The 15,671-nt window shown below is 54.3% G+C and carries 11 protein-coding genes; 2 read left to right on the plus strand and 9 right to left on the minus strand.

Going from position 1 to position 15,671, the window contains the following annotated elements; genetic code table 11:
* The first annotated feature begins 269 nt into the window (after positions 1 to 269).
* Positions 270 to 1,004: a hypothetical protein gene (locus CKALI_RS10850; protein WP_156193363.1), complete on the plus strand. Its 735-nt coding sequence runs from the start codon at positions 270 to 272 to the stop codon at positions 1,002 to 1,004.
* A gap of 99 nt (positions 1,005 to 1,103) precedes the next feature.
* Here CKALI_RS10850 and CKALI_RS10855 read toward each other — a convergent pair whose 3' ends face one another.
* Both CKALI_RS10855 and CKALI_RS10860 read right to left on the minus strand, forming a co-directional pair.
* Complete coding sequence (locus tag CKALI_RS10855) at positions 1,104 to 1,517, minus strand: Ohr family peroxiredoxin (protein ID WP_156193364.1); 414 nt, start codon at positions 1,515 to 1,517, stop codon at positions 1,104 to 1,106.
* Between the two features lie 32 nt (positions 1,518 to 1,549).
* Complete coding sequence (locus CKALI_RS10860) at positions 1,550 to 3,061, minus strand: catalase (protein ID WP_156193365.1); 1,512 nt, start codon at positions 3,059 to 3,061, stop codon at positions 1,550 to 1,552.
* Positions 3,062 to 3,173: 112 nt separating this feature from the next.
* Between CKALI_RS10860 and CKALI_RS10865 the strand changes: the two genes are divergently transcribed.
* A complete protein-coding gene (locus CKALI_RS10865) occupies positions 3,174 to 3,734 on the plus strand; it encodes an RNA polymerase sigma factor (RefSeq protein ID WP_156193366.1) in 561 nt (186 codons plus the stop codon).
* Here CKALI_RS10865 and CKALI_RS10870 read toward each other — a convergent pair.
* The 7 genes from CKALI_RS10870 to CKALI_RS10900 all read right to left on the minus strand — a co-directional run bounded on the left by CKALI_RS10870 (position 3,731) and on the right by CKALI_RS10900 (position 15,524).
* Positions 3,731 to 4,528, minus strand: coding sequence for a hypothetical protein (locus CKALI_RS10870; protein WP_156193367.1), 798 nt, complete (start codon positions 4,526 to 4,528; stop codon positions 3,731 to 3,733). The two genes, CKALI_RS10865 and CKALI_RS10870, sit on opposite strands and share 4 nt — an antisense overlap.
* A gap of 430 nt (positions 4,529 to 4,958) precedes the next feature.
* Positions 4,959 to 9,380 (minus strand): SpaA isopeptide-forming pilin-related protein, encoded by a 4,422-nt coding sequence (locus tag CKALI_RS10875; RefSeq protein WP_156193368.1) that lies wholly within the window; start codon positions 9,378 to 9,380, stop codon positions 4,959 to 4,961.
* A complete protein-coding gene (locus CKALI_RS10880; protein WP_231580463.1) occupies positions 9,377 to 10,246 on the minus strand; it encodes a class C sortase in 870 nt (289 codons plus the stop codon). The genes CKALI_RS10875 and CKALI_RS10880 overlap by 4 nt, the downstream gene beginning before the upstream one ends.
* A gap of 15 nt (positions 10,247 to 10,261) precedes the next feature.
* Positions 10,262 to 11,008, minus strand: coding sequence for an isopeptide-forming domain-containing protein (locus CKALI_RS10885; protein WP_156193370.1), 747 nt, complete (start codon positions 11,006 to 11,008; stop codon positions 10,262 to 10,264).
* Positions 11,001 to 11,933 (minus strand): class C sortase, encoded by a 933-nt coding sequence (locus CKALI_RS10890; protein WP_156193372.1) that lies wholly within the window; start codon positions 11,931 to 11,933, stop codon positions 11,001 to 11,003. Before CKALI_RS10890 ends, CKALI_RS10885 begins: the two co-directional genes overlap by 8 nt.
* Positions 11,934 to 12,021: 88 nt before the next feature.
* Complete coding sequence (locus CKALI_RS10895) at positions 12,022 to 13,755, minus strand: SpaH/EbpB family LPXTG-anchored major pilin (RefSeq protein ID WP_156193373.1); 1,734 nt, start codon at positions 13,753 to 13,755, stop codon at positions 12,022 to 12,024.
* 449 nt (positions 13,756 to 14,204) lie between these two features.
* On the minus strand, positions 14,205 to 15,524 hold the full coding sequence (locus CKALI_RS10900) for a hypothetical protein (RefSeq protein WP_156193374.1): 1,320 nt from the start codon (positions 15,522 to 15,524) through the stop codon (positions 14,205 to 14,207).
* Positions 15,525 to 15,671 lie beyond the last annotated feature (147 nt).

A 15,671-nucleotide genomic window follows, 5' to 3' on the forward strand; every position in this document is an offset into this window, starting at 1 on the left:
TTTTGTCTGATCGCCAATAAATTCGTCCGGGAGTGGAACCATTTCCAAGGGTCGATCAGTCTAACTTTCATGTGAACCCAATTATCCCATCCAAAACCAAAACGCCGGGATGCCGTCAAGTTGCTCCCGGTATCTATTTGCCTCCGCCATTTCCTAACGACCTACAAACTCGCGCCCAAATCGCGCACTTGCAATACTCCCGCTGCATTATTGGCGGTTGGGCCGCGGCTCATTACGCAGGTCTGCAGTTAGAAACCACAAGGGCACCCTTGACACTAATTTCCGCTGGTAATCACCGTCGTTGCAAGGAAAACGTGTACTTCCTGCGGCCGATGCGCGAACTGCAGGTATGGCATCCTGATCTGTACTTTCGTTCCTTAGCCGTGTCGGAGATTCATCACGCCGCTGTCGACTGCCTGCAATTGCTCGAAAAGGAACGCCACACGTGGCGGGTGCCAAAAGTCCCCGGGATCACTGACGTTCAGGTTCGCCAAGTTCAGCTTCTCGACGAGCTTCGCCACCGCAAGCTTCTCGACGGCACTCAACTCGTTGATGCCGCGACGGGCCGGTTTTCTCGCTCAAAGCTCTACGAGTTAGGAAAGCTCAGTGATCCGCATGCCCAGTCGCCGAGAGAGACGATCCTCCGACTCATTCTCCGCGACATTCCCAATATTGAGTCCCAGGTCCGCATTGACAGCCCCACCGGTCAGTTGTTGACGACGGCGGACCTGGCGGTCCCACGCTTAAAAGTGGCAGCTTTCTATGACGGCGAGGCTCATCTCGCCCGGGAACAACGTGACTACGACTCGAAAGTTTGGGCGCTGTTGAGTCAAATGGGTTGGCGGTGTCTTCGAGTAACCTCGGGCATGCTTTCTGACCCCAGGTGGATAGTCGCGCATTTCTTGCAACTGCTTGCGATGGCTGAAGCTGAGATTGCCACCTTAGACTCGCAGATGATTCGACAGCCAAAGGCGAAGCCGGACGATTTCCTCGCCTGGCCTTAATTTGTCCGGTTCTGGAAGAATGCCACCTGGGCTTTTCACGCGAAAGCCCGGACGAACTTGCTCAAAGGAACAAATCCGTCCGGGCTACAAAAACCAGAACTACTTCAGGCCGGCCTTCGCATCGAAGTCGCCACGCACGGCGCGGGAGTACGGGCAGAACTCGTGTGCCTTCGCCACCAATTCGGATGCGTTCTCCAGTGGCTCGCCTGCGAACTCAACCAAGATTTCGCCGGAGAGGCGGAAACCGTCGGAAACCTTATTCAAGGTCACGTCTGCGGTCACGGAAGGCTCGTGGTCCGAAACAGATACGCCAGCTTCCTTCATGGTCTTCTGCAGTGCGCCGTTGAAGCAGGCTGCCCATGCTGCAGCGAACAGGGTCTCTGGGTTAGCGCCTTCGCCGGAGCCGCCAAGCTCCTTTGGTGGGCGGATGTCGGATTCAAAGTCGCCGGTGACGCGGCCGTCGCGGCCACCGCCAGTAGAGGTGACAGATGCGGTGTACAAAGCTTCAGACATGAATACTCCTATAGAAACTCGGGTGGCCCAGTCTAGCTAAAAAGCTCCCGCACGCGTCCGCCGAGCCACGGGTCAACGTTGGTCCAGTACTGGAATACTCGCTCGGCAAGCTCAGCAGAGATGCCGTCCATAGCGCGAACGATGTTGCCTGCGAGTCGCTCGCGAGCGGCGTCGTCAAGCACCTCGCGCACCAAAATACCTGGCTGGATGAAGTCGTCATCCTCGGGGTGCTGCACGTAGGCGGCGCGGGTTAGGTCGGTGCCGTGCGCGTCCGGGTAGACGTACAGGTCGGTGGCAGGGCCGTGGGTGACGCCGGAGGAGGAAGTAGCCCCATCATCCAGGTAGCCCTGGCCACGCACACCGTTCGGCGAATACACCGGCTGGTCAGGAGCGTTGAAGAAGTGGGTGCCAGCGCCGTCGTGGGCGTAGGAATTCACCGGGCAGATCGGACGGTTGACCGGCAGCTGCTCGAAGTTGACGCCCAGGCGATAGCGCTGGGTGTCCGGGTAAGAAAAGCCACGAGCCTGGAGCATACGGTCTGGGGAGAATCCGATGCCTGGAACCAGGTTGGATGGGGAGAACGCGGCTTGCTCGATCTGAGCGAAGAAGTTGAGCGGGTTTTGGTTGAGCTCGTAGTAACCGACCGGGATGAGCGGGTAATCCTTCTGCGACCAGGTCTTGGTCAGGTCGAATGGGTTCCAGCGGTAGCCTTCGGCTTCGGCCACTGGCATGATCTGGACCTTGACATCCCAGCGTGGGAAGTCGCCACGTTCGATGGCTTCGCGCAGGTCACGGCGCGCGAAGTCGGTGTCCTTGCCTTCCATTGCGGAGGCTTCCTCGTCAGTGAAGTAGTCCCAGCCCTGTTGGGTCTTGAAGTGGTACTTCACCCAAAAGGCCTCGCCGGCTTCGTTGATCCACTGGTAGGTGTGGGAGCCGAAGCCGTCCATGTGACGGAAGCCGCGCGGGCGGCCACGGTCGCCCATGAGGTAGGTCACCTGGTGTGCGGATTCTGGGCTGCGGGTCCAGAAGTCCCATTGCATCTCGGCGCTGCGCAGGCCAGTGCCAGGGTGACGCTTCTGGGAGTGGATGAAGTCAGGGAATTTGATGCCGTCGCGGATGAAGAACACTGGGGTGTTGTTGCCGACGATGTCGTAGATGCCTTCTTGCGTGTAGAACTTCAGCGCGAATCCGCGCACGTCACGCCAGGTGTCCGGGGATCCTTGCTCGCCGGCGACAGTGGAGTGGCGGGCAAGCATTGGGGTGACGGTGCCGGGCTGGAACAAACCCGCCTTGGTGTAGGCGGAGACGTCTTCGGTGATGTGGAGTTCGCCGAATGCGCCGGAGCCCTTGGCGTGGACGACGCGCTCTGGGATACGTTCGCGGTCGAAGTGGGCGAGCTTTTCGATCAGGTGGAAATCGTTGAGGACGTTGGCGCCCTGAGCGCCGACGGTGACCGAGATGTTTTCAGATGCGACGGGCGAGCCGTTTAGACGAGTGGTGTTGCCGGATTCAGTGGGATTAAGACCCTCATGAGCTTTAGACATATGCTTCTCCTATTGAGCGACGGATATTTCATAGCTTACACCTGTAGCAGGTTTACGTCAATGGTTAGTCGCACTATTAGTTCAATAGAATTTCCTGGTAGAGTAAGTTTTTATGAGTTTCAAACCCGAGCGCTCTGACGAGTACGTCACCCGCCTGGCCCTCAAGGCTGGTCGGGGCGATAAGAGTGCGCTTAGCGAGTTCATCGAGCTCACTCAAGGTGATGTGTGGCGTCTTCTCGCCCACCTCGGCGGCCGCGACATCGCCGATGACCTCACCCAGGAAACCTACCTGCGTGTAATCAGCGCCCTCCCCCGCTTCTCCGCACGCAGCTCGGCAAAGACGTGGCTGCTTTCCCTCGCGCGCCGCGTGTGGGTGGACAATATTCGTCACGACATGGCCAGGCCCCGCAAGTCTGCGGTGGAGATTGAAGATGCCAATGCCGGCGCTGCGCCGTCTAGCTGGGCGGAGTGGGTCGATGCCCGCATGCTTATCGACGCCCTGGATCCCGACCGCCGTGAGGCCCTAATTCTTACCCAGGTCCTCGGCTACACGTATGAAGAGGCAGCACGCATCGCGGGTGTCCGTGTGGGCACGATTCGGTCACGCGTGGCACGTGCGCGCGCTGACATGATTGCAGCCTCGGCACCGAGCCAAGCTGTTCGACAGGCTTAGTTTTTCCGGCTGGTGAAGCTGGTGCCGATAGTGAAGATGACTCCGGTGATAAGGCTGAGAACGATGAGCACTAGGGTTGCCATCGCCACTTGTGGGGTCGGTGCGGTAGGCTCGCTGACGTTTTTGTACGGATGATCGAGAGCAGGGCTCGGTGAGACAACTTTTGTGAGCACTGGTTGCGCGAGCTGTTTCTCCACTGGCACCTCGGCAGGATCACTCACCAGGACGGGGATGAGGGGAGCAGGTTCCTGGGTCTCTAGCTGCTCCACATGCACCGGGCTCTGCGTGACTACCGACTGGGTTTCCAGGTCAGCTGATCCAAAGACCTCTTTACTGAACTCTTCCACCTTCGTTGCCAGCCCGTTGATCAAGTCCAGCACGGACATGTCTGGCCATGGGTCTCGTTCATTTCCGCGCAGTGCAAGCACAAGATTATCGCCGACGTTAGATCTTGCGGACGCTTCCTTCACCTGTTCCGGGCTAGCCAACGGCTCCATCGCCTCAGGTTCATCATCGTCCGACCCTTCGTAGCTAGTCGGCTCGTCGGGCCGAGAATAGTCAATTATTACAGGAATCTGTCCTTCGTGTGGCACGAAAGTGGTGGCATCATCGTCTCCAGGCAAAGGGTCCGACTCGCAAGGATCCGCCTCGACACAGGTCGGGATTGGGATTTCCGTTGCTATGGGCTCATCCGTCTCGGTGACAGATTCTTCAGTATCACTTGGGACAACATCGAGATTTATCTCGATTGACTCTAAGACAACATCTGGATGGGATGATTTCTCAAATTCCACAACATGGATTGAAGAATCCGTGTCTGTCGGCATTTGCGACCCTGTCGTCGCAGAAAAGGCGGGCACGAAAAGCGACTGGCCAAGGATGGCCGCAGCAAAGGCCAACGCGAGCCCGAGACGGGATGTTTTTTTCTTAACATCGACTACCAAAGGAGACCCTTGCTTCTATTGAAATGCCCACGAATCTAAGATGGACATAAGGAAATATTAGCTTATGATCAGGTCGACAACAACTGGGCTGCGAAAGTGCTGATGTAGCCTTGAGAAGGGGGAGCCCTGTTGAAGTCTTTAGTCTCCAGAAACACGGGAGGGCCCCTCCCATTTGAACTGCTCCTTTGGGCTGGATCAAGAAAACTGTTGCCAACTTGAGAAGCGCCTCTGTTCGGGAGAGGCTCTCCTTCTTTCGTTCTAGCTTGCTTTAAGCTAGCTCTTATGCGCGTCGTCGGCCGTACATGAAACCGGCTGCGATGAGGAGCATTGCGATTCCTGCCGGGAGGCCGATGCCGAAGCCACCGGTGCGTGGGAGCTTTGATGAAGTCACGTCAGCGACCTTAATCCAAATTTCGGTTGCCGGTTTCTCCTTAGAGGTATCCACGTACACTAGGCCACTTCCATCAGCGACTGCAGCGGACCAACCGTCTGCACTGCCCGTGAACTGCAGCTTGACTGGCTGCGCAAGAAGCTCATAACCGGCTGGAGATTTAGTTTCTACCAACCAGTATTCTCCTGGCTGGACATTCATCCTTGTAGGCACGCCACTTCCAAGAGAAACAACTTGACCCCGCTGAAAATCGGGTTTCCCGTTCAGATCGTAGTAAAGACCGAACTCAGCCCCGTCGAGACCAACGTCATTGAGCTCATCTTTGTCACCATCGTATGCAACTTTAGATATCTTGAGCAGTGGCATCTCTGGAGGTGTTAGAGGAATACAAGCATTGTTATTCGACGGGTCTCCGTCCTTAGCCATCGCCACCGAGTTAGGTACGCCGGTAGCAGACACCGCCCCTCCATTACCGTCACACCTACCTAGCTCATACCAATTCACCCCGACCATGTCTTTCACCTTGACAGGGATCGTCACTGTAATCTTCTGGCTTACCCCCTGCTCAAGATCGATTTTCTGAGCGATTACGACTTCCTTATTAAGTGAGATGTCTGCCGCTGGGATGGTCCGAATATCTCCGGTCACGGTCGAGCCGACTATTTCGGGGAAATCAAGTTTCACGTTACCGTTAATCTCTACAGATGCGGGGAGTCGGAAAATTTCTTTCACTGGCCCAGAACTAATGGGGCCAACTGCCGGGTTGCTCACTTCGATCGTGTAAGTGAGAGAGGCTGTCCCGTCAGGGTTTACGATCTGCGGCGCGCCGACGGTTGGTTGTTTACTGATCTCGGCGAGCTCTTCAACGTTTTTAACCTCACAATCAACGGAACGCACAGCACCGAGCGAAGACTCATAAATCATATTCAGATCGAATCCTGTGTTGCCACTATTGGTGACGGGGACGGCGATCGTATCAATCTGTTGAGTTGACGTGTTGAACTTCTTCATTGTACAAACTGCGTTCTTGTTCGCTTTTTGTGGGTAAAGCTTGTACGGTGAGTCAGCTGGAATGAGCTCTTGCACGGAAACCAGTTGATTCTCCTGAGATCCAATACCGAAAGTTGTCTTTCCGAATAGATCCGTCTGTTTGGTCTGATTCGGTGCAGTTGACCTTGGAGTGCCGCTTGAGTCGTAGGTCAAAACAATGTTGTTTGGAAGCGCCTCCGCCTTAAAGGACCAGTTTTCACCGGGACGTTTGGTAGACCCGTCTGGATTCACGATGGTCTTGGTAATATTCAGGTTTGCTAGACAAGGTCCAACGATAAGGTTGCGGAGCTGTGCGGCCATCTTGGTAAAATCACCCACTGGAGAAACAGCGTACTTTGAACCGTCCAGTTGGTTTGGCCCCACTACATGATTCATCATGTCCGCAGGCGACATTCGCCCGTCAGCCCACAAGGACTCATCCCTCGTTACGTCAGTGCTGGTCGACCACTGCCCCGATCCGGGATACTGTTTAATCTTGGATGATCCTCCATCAACGGCATTAGAAAGCAGACCAGAGAAATTCACATTGTCCACCCAGAACTTGCCATCAGTCCAATTGTCATCAGTTCCCGCTTGAGCATAGATATAAACTGATTCTTTAAGAAGAATTTCGGTTTTGGTGGGCAAGTTGACAGTAATAGCTTCAATATGTGTACCCGATAGCTTAAGTTGATTGGCTACGTCAATTGCAGCGGCAACTTCTGAGGTATGCGTATACAAGCCGTAATCCAAATCTCCTTTTCCGTTTGCCGGTGAATCAGTACGAGACATGCTGGTGGTCGGTTGGCCGTCAGTCACAAAGTAGACCGCATCGTAATGTACTCCCGAGTTGAGCACCTGTTGAAGTCCGCCCTCCCAGTTAGTGCCACCTTCAAAAGTTCCAGGTATGCTAAGGCTTCCAATTTTATCCTTTAAGGTGCCGACATTGGTGGCATCCTGCATACTTAGTGGAGTTTTTTGAACTGCACTTTCAACATATGGAGCATTTGTCGCAAAATTGAACAATCCGATATTCGCGCTAGTTCCCGCAAGTGCATCGACTATCGAATTGCCAGCGTTTTTTACATTGCTTAATCCAGTGCTGCCAATAGAAGTCGATACATCAAATATTATTGCAACGTTCTGACCACATCGTTGCTGGAGCGGAGGATTCTGAAGCGAATCCGGCAGGTAGGAAATATCGTCTAGAACTGTTTCTAGATCTGGACCGGTGTTGGCAGTCGAAAACGGACGAATGCAAGCCGAATTGTTGGTAACAGCCTTCAGTGACGTGTCGCGCTCTCCTACGAGACTCACTTTGTTCCAGAGTCCATCTTTCTTAGCTATATCGCCGCAGGTGTAGTTCTTAGGATTTGCCGCTACATCTTTGGCCAAATTGGCGTCCGGAGTGGCTTTTACTTCCACTGCAATGGTTTTAGTCTCACCAGCCGCAAACTCTCCAAGAGCGGCTGGAGAAATTTCAAAGTTGGAACCGTTGATAGTCGTCGCGATATTTGAGCCATTTAGCGAGAACGCTGCCCCGTCAATGGTCATGCCGTTCGGCAATTGCAAACCATCTAAAATACCTGCAGGTAGCTTTCCACCAAGGTCACCAACATTTGTCACTTCAATTTCATAAGCCAATGTGGTTTGTTTCGCCCCTTCCAATGCCACAGGCGTAGTAGTACTAGCACGCTTTTCCAGCTGGAATGCGGCACCTGGCGCCGTCACTGGAGCCGTAAGATAAATCGTGGAATTATCGGTAAAGTCCGCCGGAAACTTTACTGTCGAGGTGCCGTTGGTAAAGTACTGATGAAAATTGAAATTGAATGAGAACCGCTGGCCTTCATACGTCTGCAGCCCCGGCTTGAAATTGACTGTGATCAAGCCTGTTTTTGGATCACGTGTCCATGAATCGACGAATCCATTAAAGTCTCCATAGCCAACTTTCAAACCGACATCTTTAAGAGTGAAATCCAAGTTGTCTGGAAAATCGATGGTAATAGCCTTTACTTCGCCCTCGCCGTTCGAGACCACATCTAGGTACAGTTGATCATAAATTGCATAAGCCGGGTACTTCGACATATCAATGTAGGAATCTACGGTTTGATACGTCGCTGATGGCGGGATCTGTGGAGTCGTTGGAACAGAAGTTGTCGTTGTCGGCGTAGCTGGCACTGTAGTAGTTGGCGGAACCGGTGTCGTGGTAGTGGTTGTCGAAGCCGCTGCTTGAAGCTTGATACAAGCAGAGTTGTTCGACGTCCCTGCTGAATCGGATTCGCCATTCATCGATGCTTCATTCCAAGCACCATCACCATTTGCCAAGCTGGAACACTGATATTTCGATGGGCTCGTGGCGATATCTTTTTCCACCGTTGTGTTTGGCGTTGCAGTAACAGTGACAGTGATGTTCTTTGTCTCATTCGCAGCAAAACTTCCAAGAGCACTCGCCGCAATCGAGTAGCTACCACCGCTTTGCGACGCAGAAACTGCCGAGGTTCCGTTGGCAAAGGTCACCGAATTGATGGTAAATCCCGTTGGAACTTTTGGAGTATCAACAAGTGGATTCGGGATTGGCCCAGTGCCACCGGTTGTATTACTGACTGAAATATTGTATTTGAAAATTGCGGCAGTATTAGCAGCAACGTTCACAGGACTGGTGGTCAAGCCAGTTTTGGCAACTTTGAATGAAGGGGCAGCGGATGCAGATTGGGTAGAGAGAACCTTTGAGTCGCCTGGGAAATTACTTGGAGTTAAGTACACTCCGTCGGCCATATCAGATTTAAAAACGGTTCCCTGAATATAAGTTTTGAATCCGATAGTGAAATTGAGAACGTCGCCACTGTTACCAATAAAATCTGAACCCCCATTAAGCGAGCTTTTAAAATCGATAATAATCTTCTTGCCGGCGTTGTCGTAAATGCAATTAGAAATTTCAGCAGTTTCCACTGTCAACGAGCAAGTGTTTACTGTCAAAGATGTGCTGCTATTTAAGGGAATCTCCACCCTCTGAATGGGGCCCGATCCATCCATTACCACATTTACATAAAGGTAGTTTCCCTTAGCCTTCGAAGAATTGTTCTTATCAATGTGGCTCGGAATCGTCTGATACGTCGTTTGCGCCTGAACCTCCGGTACCTGAGAGACCACGAAAGAACTAACACCCAGCACTAGCACCAGTGCTCCAAAGATACCCAAAATACACGTGGTGAGTCGTTTTGTGACTTTCATCGAATTCTCCTTAAGCATGGTGTGGTGTTGGATGGGATTTCGCTTGTTCATTGTTTATTCCTCCGAAGCATCTTTCTTATCCAGAGGACCAGCAAGAGCAAGACAATTGCAGATCCAATAACGATCGCCCACATCCACCATTGCCAGTGGAAGCCGCTTTCTTCAAAGAACTTCTCGTCCGACGGATCCATCGGTACGCGTTCAGCATGCACGAGCAACCGGTGGCTGTTGATGCCGTATGGCGTGCACGTGATGAGGGTGATGAGGTCCTGGCCGTCGACACGCTTGAGGCTCTCGACCTCGGTCGGCAGCACGGTGTCGATGCGGTACACCTTGTACTTCATTTTCTGGCCGGCGGACTGGATGTAAATGGCGTCGCCGACTACGGCCTTGGCAAGATTGTCGAAGAGCGTGGCGTTCTGGAGGCCGGTGTGGCCAGTCATGACGGCATGCTTGCCGACGCCTCCCACTGGAAGGTCGGTCCCATAGAGGTGGCCCACACCCTTTTGCAGCACTTCATGGCTGGTGCCGTGGTAAATCGGCAGGTTCACCTGCGCGGATGGAATGACTACGCGCCCCATCGCGTCGTAGGAGTCCAGTTGTTTCTTGTATTCCTGGAATCCGGCAGAGCGTTCATCTTGGGTGCCGGACCAGGGGTCGGTGACGGCGGACTCACCGCGGTGGTCGTTGTAGGAGATGGCATCTTCCAGCTCCTTATTAATGACCTCTGCCGGTACGGTCTGCTCGTACTGCGAGTACGCCTCAGCAACCTTCGTCTGCCGAATGTTATTCCACTGGGTGGCCACGACTGGGTAGAGCAGCACGCACAGCCCAGCGAGCACGAGAAGGACAGGCACCAGCACGCTGGACAGTTTGCGCTGCGCCTGTGGCTCCTTCTCTCTTACCACGGTGTGCATCCCCATCGTTCTTCCCTACTCTGCATTCTTCCTGCGTCGCACCAGCATGATGCCGAGCGCCATCAAAGCGACGGCTGCACCGACAACACCGATGACGGCCGCGCCGGTGGATGCCAATCCTTTACGAATTCCCAACACCCGATCCTCACGCATCGGTGGAGTTGGATCGTCACGCACGCCCTGCACCGAATCGGTCGGACGTGGCGTTGGGTCCGGGTTGTCCCCCGGCACGTAAGGCGGGTACTCCGGCTTGGTCGGGGTGGTGGTCGGCGCGACCGGCTTGAACTTGGCGTTGATCGTCGGCTCACAGTTCCAGCGATCGGTGCCGCCGGTGGGCAGCGTGATCACGAACGGAGCTGGCGTTTGGTGCTTGCCATCATTCGGAATCGTCGCGGTTACCAAGTAGGCGCCAGATGGAAGGCCACTGAAGTAGGCCTTTCCCGAGGCGTCGCTGGTGGCGTACCACTGGCCGTCCTTCGGAGCAGCGCTTGCCTTATCGACGTCCATTCCCTTCACCGCATCCCAGCCAGCCGTCGTGGTGAGGTCGATGCCGGCCAACTTTTCTAGCGTGAATACAGTGCCTTCGACTTCGTCGTCCCATTTGACCTTGTTGACGACCATGGTGACGTTGATGCCAGCGCAGGAATCAGATTGTGTGATGTCAAGGCCGTCGATAGGCCCGGTAACCGGATTGGCGGCAGCAGGTGCGATGCTGAGCGCTGCAATCGTCACAGCGGTAGCCAAGGCGAAGCGCTTATTCATGATCATCACTTTCCGATTCGTACTTGTCAATCAAGTCCATGGCGGGAACCCGAGGTTCGGCTTCCTTGAGCTTCTTTAGCTGGCGACGCATCCACACGGCCAGGGCGATCGCCACTGCGAGTGCACCGATAAGCAGCGCCCACATCCACCACTGCCACTGAGCACCCTTCGTCTGGTCGATGGCTTCGTGGTCCTTCGCATCCATCTCAACGCGGTGTCCGCGGACAAGGAGTCGGTGAGAGTTGATGCCATATGGCGTACAGGTGACGAGGGTGATGTAGTCCTTGCCATCGACTGGACGCAAGTCATCGGTTTCGTTAGGGAGCACGACCTTGATCTGGTCGACTTGGTACTTCAGTTTCTCACCGGAGACCTGGACGTAGATGGCGTCGCCTTCCTTGACATCCTTGAGGTTGTCAAAAAGAGTGGCGTTTGGAAGGCCGGTGTGTCCGGTGAGCACCGAGTGCGAGCCTTCGCCACCCACCGGAAGATCAGAGCCAAACAGGTGGCCGACGCCTTTTTGCAGGGTGTCATGGTCAGTACCGTGGTACAGCGGGAGGTTGATTTGGCCCGTCGGGACAATCAAACGACCCATGGCCTCGTTCTGGTGCAGTTGTCCCAGGTAGGCCTGGTAGTCATTGTTTTGCTTGGAGATCTGCGCCAGCCAAGGGTCCAGGATCGGACCTGTGTTGCGGGTGTCGTTGTACTGGCGCGCACTCTCCAGCGCGGTATTGAGTTGTTCGGGATCAGCTTGCTTTTCAAACTTCGCGTATTCATTCGCGACGTTGATCTGCCTGATGTTGTTCCACTGAGTGGCAACAACCGGATACACCAGCACCAAGACTCCGAGGAGAACCAGGATCACCGGAATCAGGACCGACTTCAGGTCCCTCTGCGACTGTGGGGCTTTCGTTTCTACCGTCATGGCGTATCACTCTTGCTGATCTTTAGGCTTAACTGCCGGTGAGGCGACCTGCTAGAGGTCGCCTCACTTTGGCGAGAAGGCTAGGTAATTAGGCCTTCTTGGAGTTGCGGCGGGCGAACCAAGCGCCAGCGCCGACGAGAGCTGCACCGATCGCAGCCAGAACACCGATACCAGCACCACCGGTGAGTGGGAGCTGAGGGGTGGTGTCATCAAGGTTGATGACCTCACCGTCATTCGCGCCAACCTTCACGGAAGCCAGTTTGTAAACCGGAACGGTGTAGGACTTCGTCTCAACCGTTGGAGGATTTTCAACCACCGTGCCGTCAGTGTTCTTGGTGAAGGAACGGGTGACGATGTCGCGAGTCACATTTTGAGTCTCACCAGAAGCGAGCAGCTGGAAGTCGATTGGCTCAGCCAGCAATTCCTTACCCTTAGGAGCCTTGGTCTCCACAAGGCAGTAGCGGGTGCGATCATCCTCGGCAACCGGCCCATTGTTCGCAAAGTCGTTTACGTGCAAACCGGTGATGGAAACCTTGCCATCCTGTCCGGAAACGAAAACATCTCCACCAGCTTCCGCGCCGTTCAGGTCAATTGCCTTAGCAGTCTTGACGTCGAGTGCGGAGCAGTCCTTTGCGCCCGGCGCGGATTCGAAGACCTTAAATTCTGCACCTTCGAGGCCCTTTCGGTTGCCATCGACCTTCAGGAACTCAACGCCACTGGAGTAGGTGAACACAGGAGGGGCGGTGTAGGACTCAGTGCTTGGATCTGGGTTACCTGGGGTGCCACCCTCAAAGTCCATGTCGTTGGTTGGGTTGGATGGTTCCCACTCGCGGGCCTCGTTAGGCACAACCTCGGCGTTAGTGGTCTTGACAGCTTCAACGTGAACAACGACAGTGTTCTGGTTGTTGAGCTTCTTTAGGCCTTCAGCGGTGAACTTGACAACGAAGTTGCCAGTAGCGTCAACCTTGGTCAGGGTGTAGTCAACATCCTTGGTGACCGCCTCATCGTCAACAGTAACCGAGATTATGGCGTTCTTCACGTCAAGGTTCTTGGCATCCAGGGTATCTTCGATCCAGTAGTAGGAAAGCTTCTTGCCATCTTCTACCTGACGAACCTTGGTCGTAATGTCGTACTTGTAAGTACCGGAAGTGTGCTGGCCCTTATCCTCAACTTCCTTGACTGGCTGAGTCTTGGAGTAGTTCTTAGGGTAAGCGTGAACGTTGTAGTTCCAGCTTTCGCCCTGAGTTGCGGTCTCGACTTCCTTGGTACGAGGGTCATCAGCAGTGGTATTGGTCATTGGCAGGAAGGCGATGAAGTCCGCTGCTGGGGTGTAGCCAGGAGCTGGGGTAGTTTCCTTGACCAGATATGCACCGATCTTCAAGGTGACAGGATCCGTGTCGCCGCTAGCGAGGGTGGTCATAGTGGTCGAAGAATCTGCGAGGCGAGCCTTCTTGTCGGTGATCCACTTCTGAACGGTCGCTGGAGTCAATCCCTGAGCGGCTGCCAGCCACTCATTAGTGCCAGCCTTGATGACGTTGCCATTAGCATCCAGGAGCTCAATTTCGGTCGCAGTGAACACCACGTCCTTGAGCGGTGTGCCATCCGGAGCAGGATCCTGGATATTGCCGGTTGGGGTACCAGTCGAGGTTGGGTTGCCGTACTTGTGGATGGTGAGGGTACCCTCGGCCCGGTCAATGGTCGAGACGACTACTGGGGTAGATGGAGTGACATCCTGCGCAAGCGCCATTGGGGACATACCCAGGGTCAGGCCGACGATTGCGGCAGCGGAGACGCTGCGCAAAGCGATTGAATTCTTAGTCATGAATCTTTTCCTTCGAAACGACAGGCCACCCGAACCGTACAGCCGGGAGGCTAAATATGCAGTTGGTGGCCGTTCCTGGCTGTGCTTCCGAGATCTTCTCGGTCGTCGGCCGGATTCCGCCTAGTGACCGGTATTCCAGCCACACACCGACATCCTTATCGGCACACCATTAATCTTAATACATTGCTAAGAAATATGGTAGTTATCTGTCAGGAATAGGGTTTGCCTGTAGTATTGCCTGAAAAAATTGCTGGTTCACACGTCATTTTTGATTACCATTAGCGCCATTCCCGCAGGGGAGCCTCACCAATTTGGGGGATAACATATCCACCAAACTCCCTTAACCTGCATAAATGTGATCGCTGCCACGTTCAACGAAACCGCAGGACACGACAAAGCCCGCCAACATCTCTGTCAGCGGGCTCTCAGAATTGATTGTGCTTAATACTTCAGGAATGTCGTCCCTTTGGGCGGGCGAGGAAGGTCGAGCCAATAATAAACAGGACGGTCGCGACAAGGAGCACACCGAGAACGGAAGCACCCGTCATAGCGAGCATCGGACGAGATTTCGGAGCTTGCGCCGTCGCACCGACCGGAGCAACAGGCGTAGCCTGCGGAGCTGCCTGGTTCACTGGAGCCGAGGCGCTAGTCTCAGGAGAGCGCTGCTCGGCGGGCGCAGCATAAGGAACTGGCGAAGCCTTGGAAGAAATAAATTTTTCTTCCCCGCCACTAACCTTTGCGATATCTCCCGAAACTTTCTCGACTGCGTTAACGATGCCCATGGCGTCGGCAAGCAGCTCATCCTTCTTTGCAGCCTCGGTGGTCGTCGGAGTGCCAGATGCCTTCGTCTCCACGGCTTGCTTCTCGGCGTCCTCAACAACCATCTCAGGTGCAGGGGCCGCCAGCGGTTCGATCAACTGGACCTCTTCCGTAAAGTCAACAGGCGCTGGCTTTACCGTTTCTACAGCAGGAGTCTCCTCGGCAGCAATCTCAGCCGGGGCTTCCATCTTCGGCTGAGGGCGATCCTGGGCCTCAGCCGGCTTCACCAGCTGTAACTCATGCTTGTCAGTCTCTTCCACCACACCGATCAGAGGAACGATCGGTTCATTCTTCTCAATTGCCTTAGCCTCGAAGTCTGCACTGACCTCGACGGGGAGAATGATCTGGGCTTCCCAACCAAAGTCTGGGGTGATCTCTTCGCGAGTATCGATCTTTTGCACACGGAGCATTGGTGCGCCGGTGTCCTTCGAGATATCTTCGAAGGTTGCAATTGGGAAACCGAGGTTGTTCGCCATCATCATCTGAGGCAAATCCATGTCCTTGAAAGCCATGCCCTCGGTACCAAGGTGCATGACTTCGCCAGTCTTGAATTTCTCCATGTCAAACTTGAGCTGAACAGCGAATTCCTCACCGACAGTCAGCTCATTGACTTCCTTATCCGTACGCTCCTTAAAGACATAGGACACCTTGTCGGTGTTCAAGAAGTCCTTAGGAACTGCCGGAGTGGTGGTTGGTGTCGCCGTCGCAGTCGCCGTTGTTGTCGAGGTCGACTTTGCGGTAGGGGTCGCGGTTTCAGTTACCAACGCAGGCTCAGGAGTAGGAATAGTCTCAATGGTCGGGAGGTACTTGTCGTATCCCTCGACGGTTTCCTCTGCAATGAAAGGTGCAGGGCTTACAACTGGGGTTGTGGTGATGGTTTGCGCCACACCAGGGATGACGGTTTGAGACAGTACCAGCGCCGAAAACGCAGCTGCCGTAATCTTCCTCATTGTCACTTCTATCTGCCAGAGCCTGAATACCTACTAATAATGTTCACTTTGAAGCTTAGCGGATCATGAGTGAAAGTAAAAGTAAACTGGCAAAAGAGTGAGTTATGGCTAGTTAAATAGGGTTTCCCCTGGGAAAGTAATACCCTT

Source organism: Corynebacterium kalinowskii (assembly GCF_009734385.1).
In the GTDB taxonomy this organism is placed as follows: Bacteria; Actinomycetota; Actinomycetes; order Mycobacteriales; family Mycobacteriaceae; genus Corynebacterium; species Corynebacterium kalinowskii.

Excerpts from the sequence above, each read along its gene's own strand:
- CKALI_RS10900 (WP_156193374.1), bottom strand. The coding sequence starts at position 15,524 with ATGAGGAAGATTACGGCAGCTGCGTTTTCGGCGCTGGTACTGTCTCAA.
- CKALI_RS10875 (WP_156193368.1), bottom strand. The coding sequence starts at position 9,380 with ATGAACAAGCGAAATCCCATCCAACACCACACCATGCTTAAGGAGAAT.
- CKALI_RS10855 (WP_156193364.1), bottom strand. The coding sequence starts at position 1,517 with ATGTCTGAAGCTTTGTACACCGCATCTGTCACCTCTACTGGCGGTGGC.
- CKALI_RS10860 (WP_156193365.1), bottom strand. The coding sequence starts at position 3,061 with ATGTCTAAAGCTCATGAGGGTCTTAATCCCACTGAATCCGGCAACACC.
- CKALI_RS10890 (WP_156193372.1), bottom strand. The coding sequence starts at position 11,933 with ATGACGGTAGAAACGAAAGCCCCACAGTCGCAGAGGGACCTGAAGTCG.
- CKALI_RS10865 (WP_156193366.1), top strand. The coding sequence starts at position 3,174 with ATGAGTTTCAAACCCGAGCGCTCTGACGAGTACGTCACCCGCCTGGCC.
- CKALI_RS10895 (WP_156193373.1), bottom strand. The coding sequence starts at position 13,755 with ATGACTAAGAATTCAATCGCTTTGCGCAGCGTCTCCGCTGCCGCAATC.
- CKALI_RS10885 (WP_156193370.1), bottom strand. The coding sequence starts at position 11,008 with ATGAATAAGCGCTTCGCCTTGGCTACCGCTGTGACGATTGCAGCGCTC.
- CKALI_RS10880 (WP_231580463.1), bottom strand. The coding sequence starts at position 10,246 with ATGCACACCGTGGTAAGAGAGAAGGAGCCACAGGCGCAGCGCAAACTG.